The 22,351-nt window shown below is 60.3% G+C and carries 21 protein-coding genes; 8 read left to right on the top strand and 13 right to left on the bottom strand.

Features of this window, described 5'->3' with window-relative positions:
• Window positions 1–38: 38 nt before the first annotated feature.
• Window positions 39–1,358: a cadaverine/lysine antiporter gene (gene cadB, locus JOZ06_RS17515; RefSeq protein WP_293234774.1), complete on the bottom strand. Its 1,320-nt coding sequence runs from the start codon at window positions 1,356–1,358 to the stop codon at window positions 39–41.
• 612 nt (window positions 1,359–1,970) lie between these two features.
• Window positions 1,971–2,174 (bottom strand): cold-shock protein, encoded by a 204-nt coding sequence (locus JOZ06_RS17510; RefSeq protein WP_293234772.1) that lies wholly within the window; start codon window positions 2,172–2,174, stop codon window positions 1,971–1,973.
• Between the two features lie 207 nt (window positions 2,175–2,381).
• Between JOZ06_RS17510 and clpS the strand changes: the two genes are divergently transcribed.
• Together clpS and clpA are read left to right on the top strand one after the other, a co-directional pair.
• Window positions 2,382–2,690 carry an ATP-dependent Clp protease adapter ClpS gene (gene clpS / locus JOZ06_RS17505; protein WP_293234770.1) on the top strand — a complete coding sequence of 103 codons (309 nt, stop codon included), beginning with the start codon at window positions 2,382–2,384 and terminating at the stop codon, window positions 2,688–2,690.
• A complete protein-coding gene (clpA, locus tag JOZ06_RS17500; protein ID WP_293234768.1) occupies window positions 2,690–4,966 on the top strand; it encodes an ATP-dependent Clp protease ATP-binding subunit ClpA in 2,277 nt (758 codons plus the stop codon). Before clpS ends, clpA begins: the two co-directional genes overlap by 1 nt.
• Before the next feature lie 52 nt (window positions 4,967–5,018).
• Here the strand turns inward: clpA and xerD are convergent, their stop codons facing one another.
• The 7 genes from xerD to JOZ06_RS17465 form a co-directional block, all read right to left on the bottom strand.
• Window positions 5,019–5,906 (bottom strand): site-specific tyrosine recombinase XerD, encoded by an 888-nt coding sequence (gene xerD, locus JOZ06_RS17495; protein WP_293234766.1) that lies wholly within the window; start codon window positions 5,904–5,906, stop codon window positions 5,019–5,021.
• On the bottom strand, window positions 5,890–6,357 hold the full coding sequence (locus JOZ06_RS17490) for a methylated-DNA--[protein]-cysteine S-methyltransferase (protein ID WP_293234764.1): 468 nt from the start codon (window positions 6,355–6,357) through the stop codon (window positions 5,890–5,892). The genes xerD and JOZ06_RS17490 overlap by 17 nt, the downstream gene beginning before the upstream one ends.
• Window positions 6,358–6,431: 74 nt before the next feature.
• Complete coding sequence (gene rplS, locus JOZ06_RS17485) at window positions 6,432–6,800, bottom strand: 50S ribosomal protein L19 (protein WP_293234762.1); 369 nt, start codon at window positions 6,798–6,800, stop codon at window positions 6,432–6,434.
• Window position 6,801: 1 nt separating this feature from the next.
• Complete coding sequence (gene trmD / locus JOZ06_RS17480) at window positions 6,802–7,569, bottom strand: tRNA (guanosine(37)-N1)-methyltransferase TrmD (RefSeq protein WP_293234760.1); 768 nt, start codon at window positions 7,567–7,569, stop codon at window positions 6,802–6,804.
• The gene (rimM, locus tag JOZ06_RS17475) at window positions 7,569–8,075 is read right to left on the bottom strand and encodes a ribosome maturation factor RimM (protein WP_293234758.1); all 507 of its coding nucleotides are present in this window, start codon (window positions 8,073–8,075) and stop codon (window positions 7,569–7,571) included. The genes trmD and rimM overlap by 1 nt, the downstream gene beginning before the upstream one ends.
• A gap of 35 nt (window positions 8,076–8,110) precedes the next feature.
• On the bottom strand, window positions 8,111–8,356 hold the full coding sequence (gene rpsP, locus JOZ06_RS17470) for a 30S ribosomal protein S16 (RefSeq protein WP_293234756.1): 246 nt from the start codon (window positions 8,354–8,356) through the stop codon (window positions 8,111–8,113).
• A gap of 137 nt (window positions 8,357–8,493) precedes the next feature.
• Window positions 8,494–11,172 (bottom strand): bifunctional acetate--CoA ligase family protein/GNAT family N-acetyltransferase, encoded by a 2,679-nt coding sequence (locus JOZ06_RS17465; RefSeq protein WP_293234754.1) that lies wholly within the window; start codon window positions 11,170–11,172, stop codon window positions 8,494–8,496.
• Window positions 11,173–11,379: 207 nt separating this feature from the next.
• Here JOZ06_RS17465 and nadA point away from each other — a divergent pair, with 207 nt between their 5' ends.
• From nadA to rpoS, 5 genes are all read left to right on the top strand, one after another.
• Window positions 11,380–12,294, top strand: a complete 915-nt coding sequence (nadA, locus tag JOZ06_RS17460) for a quinolinate synthase NadA (RefSeq protein ID WP_293234752.1) — start codon at window positions 11,380–11,382, stop codon at window positions 12,292–12,294.
• Window positions 12,295–12,402: 108 nt separating this feature from the next.
• Window positions 12,403–13,146, top strand: a complete 744-nt coding sequence (surE, locus tag JOZ06_RS17455; protein WP_293234750.1) for a 5'/3'-nucleotidase SurE — start codon at window positions 12,403–12,405, stop codon at window positions 13,144–13,146.
• Window positions 13,131–13,799 carry a protein-L-isoaspartate(D-aspartate) O-methyltransferase gene (locus tag JOZ06_RS17450; RefSeq protein ID WP_293234748.1) on the top strand — a complete coding sequence of 223 codons (669 nt, stop codon included), beginning with the start codon at window positions 13,131–13,133 and terminating at the stop codon, window positions 13,797–13,799. The genes surE and JOZ06_RS17450 overlap by 16 nt, the downstream gene beginning before the upstream one ends.
• 84 nt (window positions 13,800–13,883) lie before the next feature.
• The gene (locus JOZ06_RS17445; protein WP_293234746.1) at window positions 13,884–14,936 is read left to right on the top strand and encodes a peptidoglycan DD-metalloendopeptidase family protein; all 1,053 of its coding nucleotides are present in this window, start codon (window positions 13,884–13,886) and stop codon (window positions 14,934–14,936) included.
• A gap of 43 nt (window positions 14,937–14,979) precedes the next feature.
• Window positions 14,980–15,930 carry an RNA polymerase sigma factor RpoS gene (gene rpoS, locus JOZ06_RS17440; protein ID WP_293234744.1) on the top strand — a complete coding sequence of 317 codons (951 nt, stop codon included), beginning with the start codon at window positions 14,980–14,982 and terminating at the stop codon, window positions 15,928–15,930.
• Between the two features lie 42 nt (window positions 15,931–15,972).
• Here rpoS and JOZ06_RS17435 read toward each other — a convergent pair whose 3' ends face one another.
• From JOZ06_RS17435 to JOZ06_RS17425, 3 genes are read right to left on the bottom strand one after another with little or no spacing between them, the layout of a single operon-like run.
• Complete coding sequence (locus JOZ06_RS17435) at window positions 15,973–17,295, bottom strand: TolC family protein (protein ID WP_293234742.1); 1,323 nt, start codon at window positions 17,293–17,295, stop codon at window positions 15,973–15,975.
• A gap of 2 nt (window positions 17,296–17,297) precedes the next feature.
• Window positions 17,298–19,253 carry a MacB family efflux pump subunit gene (locus JOZ06_RS17430; protein WP_293234740.1) on the bottom strand — a complete coding sequence of 652 codons (1,956 nt, stop codon included), beginning with the start codon at window positions 19,251–19,253 and terminating at the stop codon, window positions 17,298–17,300.
• A gap of 2 nt (window positions 19,254–19,255) precedes the next feature.
• Complete coding sequence (locus JOZ06_RS17425; protein ID WP_293234738.1) at window positions 19,256–20,368, bottom strand: efflux RND transporter periplasmic adaptor subunit; 1,113 nt, start codon at window positions 20,366–20,368, stop codon at window positions 19,256–19,258.
• A 279-nt stretch (window positions 20,369–20,647) separates the two neighbouring features.
• On the opposite strand from JOZ06_RS17425, the gene JOZ06_RS17420 reads away from it, so the two are divergent.
• Entirely contained in the window at window positions 20,648–21,607 is a 960-nt protein-coding gene (locus JOZ06_RS17420; RefSeq protein ID WP_293234736.1) for a histone deacetylase family protein, read from the top strand.
• Between the two features lie 60 nt (window positions 21,608–21,667).
• Here JOZ06_RS17420 and plsY read toward each other — a convergent pair whose 3' ends face one another.
• On the bottom strand, window positions 21,668–22,327 hold the full coding sequence (gene plsY, locus JOZ06_RS17415; protein WP_293234734.1) for a glycerol-3-phosphate 1-O-acyltransferase PlsY: 660 nt from the start codon (window positions 22,325–22,327) through the stop codon (window positions 21,668–21,670).
• Window positions 22,328–22,351: the final 24 nt, after the last annotated feature.

The following is a 22,351-nucleotide window of genomic DNA, read 5'->3' as shown; positions in this document are numbered from 1 at the left end:
CTGGAGCCCTCCTGCCGGGGACGGATTCTGGCTACCGGTTAAGCGCTCGCGCTTGCGCCGGCAGCTTGCCGCTGACCCATCTTGCGTGCATAGAACATCAGGATGATCAGCGAGACGATAAACGTACCCATCAGCGGGGTGGCATCCGCGCCAGCCAAACCGACCAGGCAGAATGCGCCGCCCACGACGCAGGCGATCAGGCTGATTACGCTCTTGCCGGTCACGCCTTCAAAACGAATCAGGTTCACGCAGCTGTAGAAGTACGGCAGCAGCGTCAACAGCACGGCGATCGCGGTCAGCTGGTTGAACAGACCCGATGCATTGGCGGTGCCGACGAACACGTTCAGTAGAACCAACAGGGCGGTCATCTTGACCGAGGCCAGCAGCAGACCGACGCGGGCTACGCCATTCTTGTCGGTCTTGCCGTAGATAGCCGGGAAGTTGCCATCGGCGGCGGCGCGGCGGCCGGCTTCGCCCACCAGCATCATCCACGAACCCAGCGAGGTGAAGCAGGCAAACGCGGCGAACGCGGAAACCAGCGGGGTCGCCCAATTGCCGAACATATGGCTCGTGGCCAACGCGAACGGCGCGCCGGAAGCCGCCATGTCCTTGGCCGGGAACATGCCGCCAATCACCTGGGTCGAGGAGATGTACACCAGGCCGGCCAGACCGGTACCCAGCATGGTGGCGAGCGGTACGGTGCGCTTCGGGTTGTCGACCAGGCCGGTCGATACGGAAGCGGACTCAACGCCAACGAACGCCCACAGGCACAGGATCACGGCGCTCACCGTGGCGGAGCTGTCGCTCTTGCCGGAGGTATTCCAGTTCGCCATGTAGGTGTGAACGTCAAACCAGCCCCAGCCGACCGTCGCGGTCAACACAACCGGGATCAGGATCAGCACCAGGCCCAGCGAGGTCAAACGGCTGACCCAGGTACCGCCCATCAGGTTGACGAAAGTAAAGATCCAAACGATCGCCACCGACGCGATGGTCGCCGGCCAAGGTTGGTTCAAAATCGGGAAGAAGGTCGACATATAGGCGACGCCGGTGATGGCGATGGCCAGGTTGCCGATCCAGTTGGCGTGGTAGTACAGCACGCCGGTCTGGAAACCAAAAGCCGGCGACACTTCGCCCGCGTAGGCAATCGGACCGCCTTGCTGCGGATTGACGGTGCCCAATCGCGCGTAGACGTAGGCCAGGCACATGGCGCCGAACATGCAGATGACCCAGCTCCAGATCGACACAGAGCCGATCTTGGCCAGGTTGGCAGGCAACAGGGCAATACCGCTGCCCATCATGTTGCCGGCAACGACGCCGATACAGGCGAGCAAACCGATTTTCTTGGGTGTTGTAGTCATAGTCTTCAAGTACCTCAGGGTTTAGGCTTGTCAGTGCCGGCATGAACGCGCTGTCCGGCCTGCGCCTTTTCTGTGTTTTCTCATGAACGAGATCAAGCTGCTCAGGCGGCGGCCATCCACAGAGGGCCAACCGGCATATTGTTTTCATTCGAGAGGTGCTTCCTTGAGCACGAGGCAAGTGTAGGACGAGTCAGAAAAACAGAAAATAAATTAATAATGAATCTCTAATTAAGAGGAACTTACCCCACCAGCCTCAAGGGAGCTTCAGTTTGCCTTCATTAGCACCGCGCAGAATGAAAAAAGACGCCATGCAATGCCCAAGCGCAAACAACCGGCAACACTTTGTTTTACATGGATTTAAAGACAATGGCCGTTGATGACCATGGGCAAATAATGGTCTTTGCCGATCAAACAAGACGCCAGCACGCCATGCCATCGACATGATATGGTCACACACTGCCCCGTGGACGCAGGAAAGGAAATGGACGTCGCAAAACTGTATTGCGCGTAGGAAAAATAAGAGACGGAAAAAAGAAAAAACCCGCCATAGGCGGGTTTATCGAAATCCAGTGGTCGATTTGGCTCGACCCTCCCTAAACCTGTACTAAGAGGTTAAACAGACTGGATGTTAGACGCTTGCTTGCCCTTCGGACCATTCACGATGTCAAAGCTCACACGTTGCCCTTCCTTCAGGGACTTGAAGCCTTGCATGTTGATGGCCGAAAAGTGAGCGAACAGATCCTCACCGCCTTCGTCCGGGGTGATGAAGCCGAAGCCCTTAGCGTCGTTGAACCATTTGACGATACCAGTTGCCATTTCACGTCCTTGCATAAACAGGCTGGTGAGGCCGAACAACAAAAGCTTAACGTATTCTCATGCAATCCAATTAAGCCAAGCACCTGTGTGCATTTCTACGCAACCATTGCAACAGCGTCAAGTCATAAGTAATCGATTTGAATGCACTTGAAAAAATTCCGACTGGAACCAAAATTGTAGTAAGCAGCGTTTTTGCCGAAAGCCCACATGTCAACGCAGTACAAGGAAGATGCCGAGAACCAGGCATCAACAGTGCGCACGACCCCGCCACCTATGTATAAGGTGTTGTTATTGAATGACGATTACACACCGATGGATTTTGTGGTGCAGATCCTGCAACAGTTCTTTCACAAGGACCGGGAGCAGGCAACGAGAATCATGCTTCAGGTGCATACGCAAGGCCATGGCGTGTGTGGCATTTATACCAAAGATGTGGCTGCAACAAAGGTTGAGCAGGTGTTGCACTTTTCCCGAGTGCATCAGCATCCGCTCCAATGCGTGATGGAGGAAAACTGATGATTGCCCAAGAGCTTGAAGTGAGCCTGCATATGGCATTTATGGATGCCAGACGCAAACGGCATGAATTCATCAGCGTAGAACACCTGCTGCTGGCCATGATTGACAATCCCTCCGCCGCCGACGTGCTGCGGGCGTGCGGAGCCAATCTCGACCAACTGAAGAAACAGCTGACTGATTTCATCGACGAACACACCCCGACCGTACCGGGAGAGACCGAGGTGGAAACCCAGCCGACACTGGGCTTCCAACGCGTGATCCAGCGCGCCATTCTGCATGTGCAGTCCTCGGGCAAAAAAGAGGTCACCGGCGCCAACATCCTCGTCGCCATTTTCGGCGAGAAGGACTCCCATGCCGTCTACTACCTGCATCAGCAGGGCATTTCGCGCCTGGACGTCGTGAATTACATTTCGCACGGCATCACCAAGCAGCGCTCGCCGCAGCAGCCGTCGGAATCGCGCGAGGGCTCCGAGGCGGATGGCGAAGAGCAAAGCGCGCCGAGTGGCGGCGCGCTGGAGAACTACACGCTCAACCTCAACACCCTGGCGCGTGACGGTAAAATCGACCCCCTGATCGGGCGCGAACAGGAGTTGGAGCGCACGGTGCAAACGTTGTGCCGCCGCCGCAAGAACAACCCGCTGCTGGTGGGAGAGGCGGGCGTCGGCAAAACCGCCATTGCCGAGGGACTTGCGCGCCGCATCGTCAACAAGGAAGTGCCTGAAGTGCTGGAGGGCGCGACGGTCTATGCGCTCGACATGGGCGCGCTGTTGGCCGGCACCAAGTATCGCGGCGACTTCGAACAACGTCTGAAGGCGGTGATCAAGCAATTGACCGACGACCCGCACGCCATTCTGTTCATCGACGAGATCCATACGCTGATCGGCGCGGGCGCGGCCTCGGGCGGCACGCTGGATGCCTCCAACCTGCTCAAGCCGGCGTTGTCCAATGGCAACCTGCGCTGCATCGGCGCCACGACGTACAACGAATTCCGCGGCATCTTCGAAAAGGACAATGCCCTGTCCCGTCGCTTCCAAAAGATCGACATTGTCGAGCCGACCGTGGAACAGACCGTGGAAATCCTCAAGGGGTTGAAGTCGCGCTTCGAATCGCACCACGGCGTTCGCTACACGGTCGGCGCGCTGGCGACCGCCGCCGAGCTATCGGCGCGCTACATCAATGACCGCCACTTGCCGGACAAGGCGATCGACGTCATCGACGAAGCGGGCGCGGCACAAAAGATTTTGCCGAAATCGCGCCAGAAAAAAGTCATCAACAAGTCTGAGATCGAGGAAATTGTCGCCAAGATTGCGCGCATTCCGGCCAAAACCGTCTCCAGCAGCGATAAGAACGTGCTACGCAACCTCGATCGCGATCTGAAGAACGTGGTGTTCGGCCAGGACAAGGCCATCGACGCGTTGGCCACGGCCATCAAAATGTCGCGCTCGGGTCTTGGCAATCCGCAAAAGCCGATCGGCTCGTTCCTGTTCTCCGGCCCGACCGGGGTAGGCAAAACCGAGGTGGCGCGGCAGCTCGCGTACGCACTAGGCGTCGAGCTCGTGCGTTTCGACATGTCCGAATACATGGAACGCCATGCCGTGTCCCGCTTGATCGGCGCGCCGCCTGGATATGTCGGCTTCGAACAGGGAGGTCAGTTGACCGAGGGCATCACCAAGCACCCGTATTCGGTTCTGCTGCTCGACGAAATCGAGAAAGCGCACCCCGATATCTACAACGTGCTGCTGCAGGTCATGGATCATGGCACGCTCACCGATAACAACGGGCGCAAGGCGGATTTCCGCAACGTGATCCTGATCATGACCACCAACGCGGGGGCCGAGTCGTTGTCCAAGCCGAGCATGGGCTTCACCAACGAGCGCGCGATCGGCGACGAAATGGCCGATATCAAACGCCTGTTCAGCCCCGAATTCCGCAATCGTCTGGACGCCATCATCTCGTTCTCGACGTTGGACGAACAGATCATCCTGCAGGTGGTGGACAAGTTCTTGATGCAGCTCGAGCATCAACTCGCCGACAAGCACGTCGACATTCACTTCACCGACGAGCTGCGCAGCCATTTGGCCAAAAATGGCTTCGACCCGCAAATGGGCGCCCGCCCGATGGCGCGCCTCATTCAGGACACCATCCGCAAGGCGCTGGCCGACGAGTTGCTGTTCGGGCGGTTGGCGGACGGCGGCGAGGTGACGGTGACGGTCAACGCGGAAGGCAAAGTGGAGTTGCAATTCAAGGAAGAAAAACTGGCTGAAGAAGCGCTCTGACCAGCGGCGTTTCCCACAGAACCGGTCGGCGATGATGCCGCCCGGTTTTTTTTCAGCCGCGGGGATGATGCTGGGCGTGGAGTTGCTGCAAGCGCTCGCGCGCAACGTGCGTATAGATCTGCGTCGTGGAGATGTCGGCATGCCCCAGCAGCAGCTGCACCACGCGAAGATCGGCGCCATGATTCACCAAATGGGTGGCGAACGCGTGGCGCAACGTGTGCGGGCTGAGCTTGGGCAAGCCCTGCCGCGCGGCATAGCGGGTGATCAGATACCAGGCCATCTGCCGCGTCATCGGCCCCTTGAGACGCGTAATAAACACCGCGTCGCTCTGCACGCCAGTCAACAGATGCGGCCGCACCTGGCTCAAGTAACGCTGCAGCCAATCGACGGCGATCTCGCCCAACGGCACCAGGCGCTCTTTGTTGCCCTTCCCCACCGTCTTGAGCACCCCACTCGTCAGATCGATCTGCTGCAGCGTCAGCCCGACGAGCTCGGATACGCGTAAACCCGTGGCGTACAACACCTCAAACAGGCAACGGTCGCGCAATCCTTGCAAGGTGCCAATATCCGGCGCCGCCAACAATGCTTCGACGTGCGCTTCGGACAAGGTCTTCGGCAACCGCAATCCGAGCTTGGGAGTGGCCATTCTAGCAACCGGGTCGTCCTGCCGCAGACCGCATTGCAACTGATACTGGTAGAAGCGCTTGGCGGCGCTCAGCAACCGCGCCCTCGTGGCCGGCTTTTCGCGATCCGCGCACAACAGTAGCGCCGACTCCAGCATGCTGCCGTCGGCCGCGGCCAACGAGCCGCCGACTTGATGCAACCGGTCGGCCAGTTTGTTCAGGTCGCGTCGATACGCCGCCAGCGTGTTGCGTGACAGACCGTCGTTCAGCCAGAGGTGATCAAGAAAGGGGTCGATGACATCAGCGACGTCGTTCATGCGCGAGTAGCCACTCCTTGATGCTGAGCGTTTGGCGTCCGGTCGACCGGTTGAAGCCGCCAAGCCCCGCCGCCGCCACGACGCGATGACAGGGAACGATGATCGGCAAAGGGTTGCGCCCGCAAGCGCCGCCGACGGCGCGCGCGACCGACCCGAGTTCTCGGGCCATATCGCCATAAGTCAGTGTCTGCCCCATGGGAATGCCGGCGATACGTAGCCAAACCCGGCGCTGAAAATCGCTGCCCTTGATGTGCAAGGGCAACGTAAACTCGAAGCGGGGATCGATCAGCCACGCGTCCAGCTGGTGCGCCGCTTCCGCAGCCAGGCTCCCCGGCTTGGGCGGCGACAACGGCGTGCCGGCGGGCAGGAAATGAATCGATTCCAGCGCCGCACCCGACGTTTCGATACCCAGACAGCCAAACGGCGCGGAAATGACGACAGGCTGGTGCATGACACCTCTCCCCTCGGGCAGAAAAAAAGCGCAAGGCAGAGCCTTGCGCTTCATCATAGCGAAAAAGCGAGTGGTTACGCTTCTTTCTTGAACGACAGCTTTTCCTTGATACGTGCGGACTTGCCGGTACGACCACGCAGGAAGTACAGCTTGGCGCGACGCACGTCACCACGGCGCTTCACTTCGATGGAAGCAACCAGCGGCGAGTAGGTTTGGAAGGTACGCTCAACGCCTTCGCCGGCGGAGATCTTGCGCACGATGAACGAGCTGTTCAGGCCACGGTTCTTCTTGGCGATCACAACGCCTTCGTAAGCCTGCAGACGTTCACGGTTGCCTTCCTTTACCTTCACTTGCACGACGACGGTGTCGCCGGGCGCAAAGGCCGGGATGGTCTTGCCCTGGCGGGCGATTTCTTCTTGCTCCAGAATTTGGATCAGATCCATGTTACAACTCCTGAGTTTTTGCGGAGGCTTGTTCCTGCTGATACTCAGCCAGCAGCCGAGACTCCTGTTTTGATAATTTGCGGGCCGCCAGCAGATCGGGGCGGCGAAGCCACGTTCTGCCAAGCGCCTGCTTAAGCCGCCAAGCGGCAATCAGAGCATGATTGCCGGACAATAAAACGTCCGGTACGCGCATGCCCTGGTATTCTTCCGGCCGGGTATAGTGCGGGCAATCCAACAGGCCGGTGGCGAAGGAATCCTCATCCGCCGACTGCGCGTCGTTGAGCGCCCCTGGCAACAAGCGCACCAGCGAATCGATCAGCACCATCGCCGGCAGCTCTCCGCCGGAGAGCACATAATCGCCGATCGACAATTCCTCATCGACCTGACGCGAGATCAACCGCTCGTCAATCCCTTCATAGCGCCCGCACAGCAAAATCACCCCGGGTCGCGCGGCCAATTCGACCACTTTTTCATGGTCCAGCCGACGCCCCTGCGGCGACAGGTAGACGACATGACCGTCGACCCCAAGCGCCTTTTGCCGCGCACGCGCGGCTTCGATCGTTTTTTCCAACGGCTCGGGCAACATCACCATACCCGGACCGCCGCCGTAAGGACGATCGTCCACACGGCGGTAGTTGTCTTCGGTGAAATCCCTCGGATTCCACGCCTGGAACGCCCAGATGCGCTGCTGCAGCGCGCGGCTGGTGATGCCGCTGGCGCAAACCGCGTCGAACATTTCAGGAAACAGCGTGATGGCGTCGATCAGCATCAGTAGTCGGCGCCCCAATCGACCACGATGCGCTTGGCATCGAGATCGACATGCGTGATCACCGCATCCACAAATGGAATCAGACGGCGTGTCGGGCCGTCGTCCACCACCAGCACGTCATTGGCGCCGGTTTCCATCAATTCCGCCACACTGCCGAACGCCTCACCCTGCAGGTTCTCCACCGAGAGCCCGATCAGGTCGCTCCAGTAAAACTCATCTTCCTCGGTATCCGGAAGCTCCGCGCGCGGCACGGCGATCTGCATGCCGCGCATGGCTTCCGCCACGTCGCGGTCCGACACGCCTTCCAACTGCGCGACCAACGCCTTGGGCTGAACTTGCCCTTGGACGAACTGATACGGCTTCCAGTCGCCTTCCCTGCCCAACCACCACACCGGGTAGTCGAACAGGCTGTCGACGAATTCGGTATCGGCATGCACCTTGATGGCGCCACGCACGCCGAAGGCGCCGCGCACAAAACCCATGATGACCAGTTCGTTGTCGCGCATGCGCCCTGCTTCCGTATTCGGGACGAGGAGATCGATCAGGCGGCTGCCTGTTCCTTCAACAGACGGGCCACGCAATCGGACACTTGCGCGCCAACGCCGATCCAGTAGTTAACGCGGTCCATGGTGAAACGCGCGCGTTCTTCCTTCTCGTTGGCAACCGGGTTGTAGAAGCCCAGACGCTCGATGAAGCGACCGTCGCGACGATTACGGGAATCGGTCACAACGATATTGTAGAACGGACGGTTCTTGGAGCCGCCACGAGCCAAACGAATGACTACCATTGTCGATTGTCCTTAAGAAAACGGATCTATAGAAAAGCCCATGATTCTAGGTCAGTTTTCCCTTATCTGGCAAGCGCTTATTCCGTCAAGGCCAATAAAAGGCGGCTTCGAAGGCCAAAAAACCCCGCCGCCCCCCTCTACAGCGCCCGCGTCACATTGTTCAGCGAGCGATCCTCCGGATGCGATTCGATGGCAAAACCCAGCTTGCGCATCAGTCTGAGCATTCCCTTATTGCTGGCCAACACCTCGCCGCGCATCATTTTCAGGCCCTGCTCCCGCGCGGCGGCAAACAGTGCGTCCATCAACATCGCGCCGATGCCATGGCCTTGCCAATGATCCGCCACCTCCAGCGCGAATTCGCAACCTTCGTTGTCCGGATCGGTAATGAAGCGCGCCACCGCCAGTTGCTCCTCCCCGCCTGCGCCGTCATCGCGCACCACGGCCAACGCCATTTCGCGGTCATAATCGAGTTGCGTAAAGCGCACCAGCATCGTTTGCGACAGCTGCTTGATGCTCGACATGTAACGGTTGTAGCGGCTCTCTTCCGACAGATTGCGCACGAATGCCTGTTGCATGTCGGCATCTTCCGGCCGAACGGGGCGAATGGTCACCGGCGTGCCGTCAGGCAGCGCGGCATGGCGAATCTGGCGCGTCGGGTACGGCATGATCGACATATGGCTATAACGCTTGCGATCCTCCCGCACCGCGGAAACCACGATGCGCGCATCCAGCGCAATCACCCCTAGGTCGTCGGCCACCAACGGGTTGATGTCGAGCTCGCGCACTTGCGGCAGCTCGCACACCAGCTCGGATAGGCGCAACAGCGCCTGCGCCAACTGGTCGCGATCCACCGGCGGCATGTTTTTGAAGGCGCCCAACAGCCTGCCGATGCGCGTTTTGTCGATCATGCGGTTAACGAGGTAGTCGTTGAGCGGCGGCAGCGCCAACGCCCGGTCGTTCATCACCTCCACGGCAATGCCGCCCGCACCGAAGGTAATCACCGGGCCGAACTGCGCGTCATGCATCACGCCGACCATGGTTTCGCGCGCAAAGCGGCGCCGGCGCATCGGCTGCACCGAAATGCCGTCGATGCGCGCATCCGGCCGCAATGCGTGCGTGCGTTCCAATATGCCCGCGAAGGCGGCGCGCAACGTCGCTTCGTTGTTGATGTTCAACTCCACGCCACCCACATCGGATTTATAGAAAATGTCGGGCGAATCAATCTTCAACACCACGGGATAGCCGATCTCGGCGGCACAGCCGACGGCCTCGTCCTCGGTGCGCGCCAGCAGCACCTGATTGACCGGAATGTGAAACGCCGCCAGCACTTGCTTCGACTCGAACTCGGACAGCACGCTGCGGCCGTCAGACAGTGCCAGATTGATCACCGCGCGCGCGGTGGTCACATCCGGCGCCTCGCGCTTGCCTTCCAACGGCCCCGGCGTCTGTAGCAGCAGCTTCTGGTTTTGGTGATAGTTGGCCAGGTTGCGGAAAACCTCGATGGCGTACTCCGGCGCACGAAAGTGCGCGCATTTCGCCTTGCTGAACAGCTCGCGGCTTTCCGCCACCTTGGCCTCGCCGAGCCAGGACAGGAAAATCGGCTTGGTCGACTCGCGCTGCAGGCCGATCATCAGTTGCGCCGTGGTTAATTGATCCGTACCGGCCTGCGGCGTAAAAATCACCAGCACGCCATCGACAGCGGCATCGTCCAGACACGCCTTCACCGCGGTGCGAAAACGCATGGGGCTCGCGTCGCCGATAATGTCGAGCGGATTCCCCCCGGACCAATTGCGCGGCAGCACCTGATTGAGCAGGGACAGCGTCGGGGCCGTCAACTGCGCCAGCTCCACGCCATAGGTCGCCACGCTGTCGGCGGCCAGGACGCCAGGACCGATACCGTTGGTGACGATCGCCAGGCGGTTTCCCTGCACTCGAAAATTGGCCGCCAGCACCTTGGCGGCGGTAAACAGCTGGGCGATGGTATCGACCCGCAGCACGCCGGCGCGGGATAGCGCCGCCTCGAACACGTCGGCGCTGCCGACGAGGTTGCTGGAATGCGTCAACCCGCTGACATCGTTCTCATAACGGCCGGATTTGATCACCACTACCGGCTTGGTACGGGCAGCCGCCCGCAGCGCGCTCATAAAACGGCGAGCGTCATGAATGTGGTGCACGTGCAACAAAATACTTTGGGTAAAGTTATCGGCGACCAAATAATCGAGAATTTCGCCAAAATCGACGTCCACCGCGTCGCCGACCGACACCACGCTGGAAAAACCGATACCCTTGCTGTCGGCCCAGTCAAGCATCGCGGTGCACAGCGCGCTCGACTGCGACACCAGCGCCAGATTGCCCGGACGCACCTTGCTCGTGTAATTGCTGGCATTGAACCCAGCCACCGGCCGCATCAGGCCCAGCACGTTCGGACCCAGCACGCGGATGCCGTAATGACGGGCAATACTGACCGCCTCGTGCAGAATTTCGCGCTCCATCTGCTCGGTGTCGGCAAACTCCTTCGCCAACAGCACCGCCTTGACCCCTTTCTTGCCGCAATCACGCAGAATGGCAGGCAAGGTGCGTAGCGCCGTGGTCACCACCGCCAAATCCAAAGGCGCCTCGATCTGACGCACCGATTGCTGGGCCTGAACGCCCCCCACCACCTTATGATTCAGATTGACCGGAAACAACTTGCCCTGAAAATTACCAGCCAGCAGGTTGGCGAACACGGCCTGGCCGATCGAGCCTGGCGTATCGCTCGCGCCGACCACGGCCACGTTGCGCGGAGAAAACAGGGAGGTCAGATAGTGCGGTTTCATCGGCGGTCGTTCCAAGATCACATTCAAACCGTTGCCGGGCCTGCCGATACCCCGTGGCAGGATCATTCCATAAGAATATCATCTGTTGCTGATCCCATTGCGTGCCGTCGGACAACTTAACCGCAAAGTGGCATTTCAGGGACATCCTTGATAACCTACGCTATTGGCCGATGCCTGCCCAAGTTGTCAGGAAGAGATGAAAGTATCATGACGAAACGCGTCGTCACCCTTGCCCACTACTACACCCAGCCCGAAGTTCAGCAGATGGCCGACAAAGTCGGAGACAGTCTGGAGCTCTCGCTTTACGCCCAAGAGGCTCAGGCCGACATCATCGTGTTCGCCGGCGTCCGCTTCATGGCCGAAACCGCCAAGATTCTCAATCCCAAAGCGCGGGTGGTGCTCCCCGATGCGGGCTCCACCTGTTCGCTCGTCACCCAGACGGATGTGACGGCATTGGCAAAATGGCGCCACAGCTACCCGGATCATGTGCATGTGGCGTATATCAACTCCAGTGCGGCGCATAAGGCACTGTCGGACTGGATCGTCACCAGCCGCAACGTGGACGACGTCATCGCCGACCTCTACCGTCAGGGCAAAAAGGTCATTTTTTCGCCGGATCGCAACATGGGGGCCTATTTGAACTTCCAATACGGCTACGATATGCCGTTGTGGTCAGCGGTATGCGAAGTCCACGACAAGTTCAATGAAACCGCCCTGAACGAGGCGATCGGCGCCGTCGATGCAGCCCATCTGATCGCCCATCCGGAAAGCCCCCTGCCGGTATTGCAGCGCGCCGAGTACGTCGGCTCGACCTCAGGCATGCTCAACTGGGTCAAAGGCTATCAAGGCGAGGCCAAGGACGTGATTTTCGTCGCCACCGAAGACGGCATCCTCTACAACATGCGTCAGGCGCGACCGGATCTGGACCTGCGTCAAGCACCGATCTACGCCGGCTGTCAGTGCAACTCCTGCCCGTATATGAAGCTCAACACCGTGGAGGCCGTCCAGCGCGCCCAAGACGGTATCGGCCTGGAAATCGATTATCTGACGGAGGAACAAATGGCGGCGGCGAGGGTGCCGATTGAGCGCATGCTGGCGTTTAGCCAGCGTTACCTGGCCTGACCCACGAACCCGCCCTTGGCGGGTTTTTTCTTCGCTCGACAACGTCCGACAGTTTTCTTACAGCCCCCCCGAGCGATACAATTGACGGATAAATCTAGGGAAAACGGCATGAAGTTTCTGATCAGCAACGACGACGGCTATCTCGCCCCAGGTATCAGCGCGCTGGCGGCCACCCTGGGACGCTTCGGCGATGTCGTCGTCGTCGCGCCGGAACGCAACCGCTCCGGCGCCAGCAATTCGCTGACGCTCGACCGTCCGCTGTCGGTGCGCAAAGCGCCCAACGGCTTTTTCTTCGTCAACGGCACACCGACAGACTGCGTGCATTTGGCGGTCACAGGATTGTTGGATTTCCGGCCCGACATGGTCATCTCGGGAATCAATCATGGCCCGAACATGGGCGATGACACGCTCTATTCCGGCACGGTGGCCGCCGCGACCGAAGCTTTTCTGCTCGGCATTCCCGCACTGGCCTTCTCGCTGGCGGCAAGCACCGCCGACAACCTGCCGACCGCCTGCCACGCGGTGGAGCGGTTGGTGGAACGCTGTCTGCAAAAACCCTTCAACATGCCGGTGTTGCTCAACGTTAATGTCCCGGATATTCCGGTCGATAACATCGACGGCATCTGCGTCACCCGGCTTGGCCGTCGACATATGGCCGAACCCGTTATCAAGACCGCCACGCCGCGCGGAGAAACCGTATACTGGGTCGGCCCACCCGGCAGCGTGCAAGACGCCGGCGAAGGCACCGATTTTCACGCCATCGCCAACAACCGCATATCGGTCACCCCGTTGATGATCGATCTGACGGCATACGACCAACAGGATGGGATCAAGACATGGCTCTGCAGCTGACATCGTCACGCCAGGACTACGGCATGTTGTCCGATCGGACGCGCATGCGCATGGTCGACCGGCTCCGGCAAGCCGGCATTCGCGACGAACGCGTCCTGGCGGCGATGTACGAGGTTCAGCGCCACCTCTTCGTCGATCAGGCCCTGGCTACCCGCGCCTACGACGACGTCGCCCTGCCCATCGGCATGGGGCAAACCATTTCCCAGCCACTGACCGTGGCGCGCATGACCGAATTATTGTTCGCAGACCGGCCGATCGGAAAAGTACTGGAAATTGGCACGGGCTGTGGCTACCAGACTGCCGTGTTACTCAAGATGGGTGCCACAGTCTATTCAATTGAACGTATCGGCGCGCTACTGGACAAAGCCAGAAAGAATTTACGCGCGGCCAAACTCGTCCATGCTCGGCTAGTTCATGGCGATGGCCACTTCGGACTGCCCGAGGCAGCGCCCTTTGACGGCATCATCATGACTGCCGCCGCCAAGGCCGTGCCCGAAGCCTTGCTCGGACAACTCGCCGAGGGGGGCCGTCTCATCATGCCGCTGGGCGATACCGAACAACACCTGTGGCATATCGAGAAAGGCCGTCAGGGCGTGCAAAAAACCAAACTGGACGCGGTGAAGTTCGTCCCGCTCCTGCCCGGACGGGATTAGCGCCCGCAAGCGAACAGCATAAATACCACAAAGGTATTGTTGGACAATTTACAATTTATCTCAGTTAGCATATAAAAAGTTCGAATGATGATCTTGCCATCTTGCCGCACCCGACTGATCAGCGCGTTGGCTGTGTTGGGGCTGTGCGGCTGCAGCAGTTTCGTTCAGCAACCTGCGCCGGTCGAATCTGGCAGCACGCCGCTACAGCAGCGTGCCGTTCGCCCGGCCCCTGCCGCTACACCGGCCGCGCCGGTGGAAAGCGGCAGCGCGCAAACCGCGCCTTACAAGGCCGATGCGCCCATTAGCGGCAGCCCGTCGCCGGTAAAGACGGCCACCGTCAGCAGCAATGACGGCAAGACCCATGTCGTGGCGCCAGGCGAAAACCTGTTCCGGATTTCGTTGGCGCATGGCTTGAAATATCAGCAGGTTGCCGCTTGGAACAACCTGCCGGACTTTAATATCAAGGTCGGCCAGGTCCTGCGGCTAACGCCGCCCTCTGGCGATCAGGCAGCAACATTGCCGTCGGTAGGCACTGTCGCCACAGCAACGAACGGGCCTTCTGCGCAAACTGCGCAGAAGATCTATCCAAAAGCCCTAAAGTTGGCATATTCTGATTCCGCGGCACATGCCATAGGGGCAGAAAGCGAAGGCAGCGGTCACCTGGTGGACAAAGCCGTCAAGCCGGCCACCAGCGCACCGGTAGTCGCATCGGCCCCAGCCGCTACGGTGGCCAAAGAAAGCAGTTCAGCGCCGGCATCGGCCGGCGAGGACAGCGTGGTCTGGACTTGGCCGGTCAATGGCAAGGTGCTGCGCGGTTTTTCCGACACCAACAAGGGGGTGGATATCGGTGGCCGCATGGGACAACCCGTCCTGGCCGCAGCCGATGGTAAAGTCGTATACAGCGGTAGTGGGCTGAGAGGTTACGGCAAACTCATTATCATCAAACATAACAAGACATTTCTGTCGGCATACGCCCACAATAGCCAACTACTGGTCAAAGAGGGGCAATCCGTAAAGAAAGGGCAGAAGATTGCCGAAATGGGAAATACGGATGCGGATCAAGTCAAGCTGCATTTCGAGATCCGTAAATTCGGCAAGCCTGTGGATCCAATGCAGTTCCTGAACAGCAAGCCCTGAACGGGAGCGTTCCCAGCCGGGGCGACAATTAGGCGGGGGAAGCATGAACAATGAACTCGATATCCTCGAAGATGAGGAAACCGTAGATGATGCGGGTGCCGAAGAGACTGTCGCCGAACCAACCGAAAGCGAAGAAAGCACTGACGCACCACTTGCCCATGACGAAACGGCCGATGTCACACAGATCTATCTGAACGATATCGGCAATAATGCCCTTCTGACACCCAAGGAAGAGCTGGAGCTGGCTCGCCGCGTGGTACAAGGCGAGTTCGAAGCCCGGCAAAAAATGGTCGAGCACAACCTACGCCTGGTTGTGAACATCGCCAAGCACTATATCAACCGAGGCCTGGCCCTGCTCGATCTCATCGAGGAAGGCAATATCGGCCTGATGCACGCGCTGGAGAAGTTCGATCCTGAACGCGGATTCCGCTTCTCCACCTATGCCACCTGGTGGATCCGCCAAAGCATCGAGCGCGCCATCATGAATCAATCGCGCACCATCCGCCTGCCGGTGCACGTCATCAAAGAGCTCAACGTTTATCTGCGCGCCGCGCGCCACTTGGAAAGCCAAGTCGGCCGCGAACCGACCTTGGAGGAAATCGCTCATCTGGTCGACCGTCCGGTCAGCGAGGTCCGCCGGGTGATGAACTTGAACGAGCGCATGGCCTCGCTCGATGCACCGCTCGATATCGACCCCATGCTGTCCATCGGCGAATCGATCCCCGACGAACAGCACGACGAGCCGGAAATGCAGTTGCACAACAACCAGCTCGAACGGTTCGTGCAGGAATGGATGGCGCAGCTCAATGAAAAACAGCGCATGGTGATCGAACGGCGCTATGGGCTGAATAGCCACGAAATCTGCACGCTGGAAGAGCTGGCCGCCGCGCTGAACCTCACGCGGGAACGCGTCCGGCAGATCCAAATTGAAGGTCTGGAACAGTTGCGACGCATCCTACGCCGCAAGGGCATTTCGAAGGACTTTTTGCTCTAACGGCTGAGAGGGGGGCGAGCGCCGATGTCGACGCCCCCCTTTTCAGCGCGCGACCGGCGCACCGCCAAAGGCTTTATACGCCACCGCCAAATTCTGCAATTGCGACAGGCGGTTAGCCGACAGTTGCATTTCCAATCGGCGCCGCGTCAGTTGCGCCTCGTACCAATCTTGCCGCCCTGTCGCACCAGCACGATAGCGCGCCTCCGCCTCACGCTCGCTTTTACCCGCCAACGTCCATTGCTGTTGCAAACCGGCATACTCTGCCAGCAATTTTTGCCGCAGCCTCAATACCTCATCGACCTCGCGCAAGGCCTGGTGGACGCTTCGCCGATAATCCTGCTCCGCCTCCCGATACGCCAGCATCGCTTGTTGACGCTTGAGGTCCAACGTCCGCCAATCGACAAAGGGCAACGTCAGAGAGCCGGCCAGCGTGGCGGCAGGTTGGCTCAGCACCCGCGCCAAATCGACACTCGCCCCTCCCAGCGCTCCCGTCAGCGTCAATTTGGGCATAAATTCCGTTTGCGCCTGCCCCACTTTGGCCCAAAGCTGTTTCAGGCGCGCCTCGCTGGCGGCCACATCCGGACGCCGGGCCAATAATGCGGCAGGCAAGTCGGCTTGAATGTCCGGCAAGGCGCCGGCAGGCATTGGCACGGTATCGGCATCCGGCAGCGAGGGACGGTCAAGCAACTGAGCCAGATCTCGTCGCGCCCTATCCTGCTGTCGCGCCAGCTCACTCACATGCTGCTGTTCCGCCAGCATCCGCCGCTGCAATTGCCATAACGCGTTTGGCGCCATATCCCCGCTTTGTACCGCGGCATCAACCCGCTGCAGCAACTGCTGCAAGGTGAGCACGTTATCGCGCGCCAGCATCCGTTGCTGCGTCAGTGCCGCGACTTGCCAATAACCGCCGGCGGCAGCGGCGGACAGCGACAACGCCGCAGCCTGCCGCTCAAATTCACTGGCCTGTGTCCACCAATAGTCGGCCAAGCGCCCAAATCGAACCCGTCCCCACAAGTCCACCTCATAGGCAATGGAGAGAGCAGCCTTGCCCAGCCGGATGGCGCCGCCGCCGCCAAGCGGTTTCTCCACCGAATCGCTAACAACGCCAGCCGGCACGAGATCGCCCTGCTCAAGCGTCAATCGGGCGCGTTCCACGGCGATGGCCTGCTTGGCAAGGTCAACATTACAGCGCAACGACTCCGTCACTACCGCTTCGAGCGCGGGATCGCCAAACTGGCGCCACCAGCCGTCGGCCTGCAGCGTCACGCCGTCCGGGCACTCGGTGATCGGGCGCGTATAGGGTGCAACCGCGCAAGCGGACAGCAACATGACCGGCAAGAGGAGCGCGCGTTTCAACCGTTGCATGCTCACTCCCGCGCCAGCGCGACCACGGGATCGAGCCGGGCTGCGTTGCGCGCGGGCCAAAAACCGAACGTCACCCCGATGCCGGCGGCGCACCCCACCGCCAACAACACCGCCCCTGCGGAGAACAGCATCTCGAAACTCTCCGTCATCAAAGAAACCACACCGCCGATGCCAAGCGCCAGCAAAATACCGACAGCACCGCCGGCCAGACACACCAATATCGCCTCGATCAAGAACTGCAGCATGACATCGCGCTGGCGCGCGCCCACCGCCATCCGGATACCGATCTCACGTGTGCGCTCGGAAACTGAAACCAGCATGATGTTCATTACGCCAACACCGCCGACGATCAGAGAAATGGTCGCCACCAGCACCAAGAACAACGACAGCATGCGGGTGACGTTGTTGATCGATTTAAATACCGCATCCATATTTTGCGTAAAAAAGTCCTTCTCGCCATGAAGCTGCGTCAGAAGGCGAGCGACCTGCCGCTCGGCCAGATCCATGGAGACCCCATCGCGTATGCGCACCGTCAGGCTGTCGAAGTACAGGCGCCCGAACACCCTACTCGCGACGGTGCTGTAGGGCAGCCACACCTGAATCTGCTTGCTGCTCCAGCGATCGCTGCTTTTACCCACGACGCCGATCACCTCCGCCGGCATGGAACCGATCAGCACCACCTGTCCCAGCACATCCGCGCGCAGACCGAATAGCTTGCGCCACGCGTTGTGATCGATGACCACCACTTGCGACTGTCGGCGCAAATCATCGGCGTTGAACCCGCGCCCGAGCACCAACGTGCGGTTCATGACCCGGAAGACATCCTCCCCGCCGCCCATCGCCCAGGCATCGACATCGGTATTACCCCACCGCAGGCGGACCGTGCTGGACGTCTCGGGTGTCACGCTGTCGACGTAGGGTTCGGCGGATAGCGCCGCCAGATCCGCCGGCAACAACGTTCTGATGCTGTCGGCCTTGTCGTCGCCCCAGTCGCGGCCACGATACACAAAGATGGCATTGGTGCCGATGGTGCGGATTTCCTTGAGCATCGCTTCGCGCGCGCCGTTGCCCAGCGCGACAATGGAGACGACCGACGCAATACCGATAACGATGCCAAGCATGGTCAGCGCGCTGCGCAAACGATTGGCACCCAGCGCGAACAACGCCATTTTGAACGCATCCACCACTTGTCCCCAGCGTAGCGAATCCTGCCCCGCCCCGCTGTCGACTGCGGCAATCGTGTCGACGGCCACGGCTTGCGGTATGACGCTCGGCGCCGCGCCATCGCTGACGACCTTGCCGTCCCGCAATTCGACCACACGCCCCGCCTGGGCCGCCAATTGACGATCGTGCGTAACGATGATCACCGTATGGCCGGCCTGATTCAGCTCATGCAGGATGGTCATCACCTCCTGCCCGCTATGATGGTCGAGCGCGCCGGTCGGCTCGTCCGCCAGAATTACCGCGCCGCCGTTCATCAATGCACGCGCGATGCTGACCCGCTGCTGCTGTCCGCCCGACAGCTGGCTGGGCCGCTGCGTCAGCTGCGCGCGCAACCCCAGGCGCACCAACAGCGCGCGCGCCCGCACACGGCGCGCCTCGCGCGCGACGCCGGCGTATACCGCGGGCATCGCCACGTTGTCCACCGCGTCGAGATGGGGCAACAGATGGTAGCGCTGGAATACGAAACCGAAATGCTCCCGCCGCAGGCGTGCCAGCGCATCCGGCGACAGGGTCGACACGTCGACGCCATCGACGCGATATTGCCCGGACGTGGGCCGATCCAGACAGCCGAGAAGATTCATCAACGTCGATTTGCCGGATCCTGAAGCGCCGACAATCGCCACCATTTCTCCGGCGTGGATGCGCAGCGTCACCGCTTGCAGCACATCGACCGCCCCCGCGCCCGATAGGAAGCGTCGGCTGACGGTATCCAGCGCCAACAAAGCCTCTCTCATGGCTACCCCCCGACCGAGAACTGAACGCCGCCCTCGTCCTCTCTCACCTCGGTGGACACCACCCGCTCACCCTCCTTGAGGCCATCGAGCACTTGCGCTTGGGTTCGCCCCTTGAGGCCGATGCGTACCAATCGTTCCACCGGCTCACCCTCCCCGGGCAGCACCTTGACGCGATGACGGCCATCGGCGGTCTGCTCGCCCAGGGCCGACATGGGCAGCAACAGACCATTTTTCACCTCCGCCTGGATCACGCCGACCTGCACGGTCATATCGACACGCAGCAAACGCTCGGGATTATCGACGTCGAACAGCACGGTATAGAACATCGCATTGTTGATTTTCTCCGGCGTGGGCCGAATCGAACTGACGGTGCCGAAATAGCGCGCATCCGGCGCGCCCAGCAGACTGAAATAGGCACGCTGCCCAGGTTGGACGCGCAACACGTCGGCTTCGGACACCTGGGCCTGGACCTCCATGCGCGACAAATCGCCCAGCGACAGAATCTTGGGCACCTCCTGTACGGCGATGACCGTCTGGCCCTCCTTGGTATCCCGCGTCAGGACTTCGCCGGCCATCGGCGCGACGATGCGGGTATAGCCCAATTCGACGCGCGCCTGGCCGATCTGGTAGCGCTGCTTGACGATTTGCGCATCCAGCATGGCTAACGACGCGCGCAATTCATCCCGCTTATGATGCGCATCCAGCCACCCCTTTTCCGAGGTTGCGTCCGCGGCAAGCAAACGCGCCTGGCGCGAAACTTCCTGATCGGCGCTTGCGAGCGTCGCCAGCTTGCCGCGCCGCTCGGCCAAGCTGGCATCGAGATCGGCTTGCGCCATTTGCAACTTCCCTTGCGCCAAGGAAGGATCTATCTCGGCCAAGAGTTGCCCTTTGGCTACACGCTGCCCCAACTGCACATGCAAGCGCTGCAACTGACCGCTGGCCTGCGCGCCGACGTCCACCTGCCGGATGGGTTTGAGCACGCCGCTGGCCAACACCGCCTGCTCCAGATCGCCTCGCGCCACCGTCACGGTCAACACCGGCGTGTCCTTGCCGTTTGTCACCCAGTAAAACAGCAACGCGCCCACGCACGAACCGATACCGATGAGCGCCAACATCGCCTTGGGCCGGTGCCGCACCACACGACAAAGCCATGAAAACAGGGGAATTCGCATACTGACCGCAGCATTTTTAAAGCGAATGGGACTATATTCAGAAAAGGAAGTTCGTGGCGTACGCGCCTTTTAGAAACCCGTGGCGTGGCGAAAATACCATTTATCTCAACAAGTTGATTTGGATAAAAACTTCAAGCATTATGCATAACATAACGAAAATAGCTGGCTTCGCTGAGGATAGGCAGCACACATAAAAACTCAGCAACGCCCCGAGGAGAAGGCGTGTTCACCTGGCTGAAAACCCACTGGCACCGTACCGGCCTCACGGCCTACGTCACGCATTCGGATTGTTTGCAGCACAATATGGGGGCCGGACATCCCGAATGCCCGGAGCGTCTAACCGCCATCCGCGATCAACTGATGGCATCCCAGATCTTCGATTCCTTGCAGGAAGTGGAAGCGCCGGAAGTCACCGAGCAACAGCTGGCCCGCGTGCATCCCCCGCGTTACGTCGAATACATTGAAGCCAGCGTGCCCACGGTCGGCACGTTTCGCGTCGACCCGGACACCGCCATGTCGCCCGGCACGCTCCTGGCGGCCAGGCGGGCCGCCGGCGCCGTGGTCAAGGCCGTCGAACTCGTGTGCGAGGACAAGGTGCCCAACGCTTTCTGCGCCATTCGCCCGCCCGGTCATCACGCGGAAAGCGCCAAATCGATGGGCTTCTGCTTTTTCAACAACATCGCCGTCGGTGTGGCGCACGCGCTCTCGCACTACAAGCTCAGCCGCGTTGCCGTGATCGACTTCGACGTTCACCACGGTAACGGCACGGAAGAGATCTTCCATGACGACCCCCGCGTCATGATGGTGTCGATCTTCCAACATCCGTTCTATCCCTACTGCGGCGACCACCCGCTCGGCGAGAACATGCACAACGTGCCGCTGCGCGCAGGCAGTGGCGGCGCCGAATTCCGCGAGGCGGTGGAAAACGTCTGGCTACCGCAATTGCATGCCTTTCAGCCGGAGATGATCTTCATCTCGGCGGGTTTCGACGCGCATCGCGAGGACGATATGGGCTCGTTGGGACTGGTGGAGGCCGACTACGAATGGGTCACGCGCCACATGGTGCAGATCGCCGATTTGTACTGCCAGGGACGCATCGTGTCGGTACTGGAAGGCGGCTATGACCTTTCGGCGCTTGGCCGCAGCGTCACCGCGCATATCCGCGTGCTGTCGGACGGCTAGCCGCCCCTCGCAAAAAAATGGCCCGCGTGATACGCGGGCCATTTTTTTGCGAGGCAATACTTACTGATGCGGGTCCGCCGAGGGTCTCGGCTTTTCGCCGATCTTCTTTTCCTGGCGTGTCAGCAGCTTGATCAGGTTATCGCGGTGACGGTAGAACACCAGCAAGCCGATGACCAAGGTGATGCCGAGCTGCGGCGTGCCGCGCGGCAGCAAAAAGGCGGCGAACAGGGGCGACAGGCCGAGCGACAGCATGGCGGCCAGCGACGAATAGCGCCAAATGAAAGCCACCAGAAGCCAAGTCAGCACCACGGCGAGTCCCAACAGCGGATGGAGCCCGAACATCGCGCCCATGGCGGTGGCCACACCCTTGCCCCCTTTGAAGTTGAAGAATAGCGGCCACATATGGCCCACCACCACCGCCAACGCCACCCAAGCGACCCCGGCATCGTCCACACCGAATTGCGCGCCGAGCGCCTTGACCACCAGCACGGCGACCAACCCCTTGACGCCATCGCCCAAGAGCGTCAGCGCGGCGGCGGCCTTGTTGCCGCTACGCAGCACATTGGTGGCGCCAGGGTTCTTCGATCCGTAGCTGCGCGGGTCCTCGATGCTCATCAGTTTGCTGACGATGACGGCGAAAGACAGCGAGCCCAACAGGTAGGCGGCGACGGTGAAGGCGAGATCCTGCCGGGACATCAGAGCATGGACTGTCGTAGACATGTTATATCCACTAAAATGCAAAGT

Origin of the sequence: Paludibacterium sp., from assembly GCF_019232825.1 — a bacterium.
Taxonomy (GTDB): domain Bacteria; phylum Pseudomonadota; class Gammaproteobacteria; order Burkholderiales; family Chromobacteriaceae; genus Paludibacterium.
The sequence above is the reverse complement of the archived record's forward strand: the minus strand, read 5'-3'. Positions and strand labels throughout refer to the sequence as shown.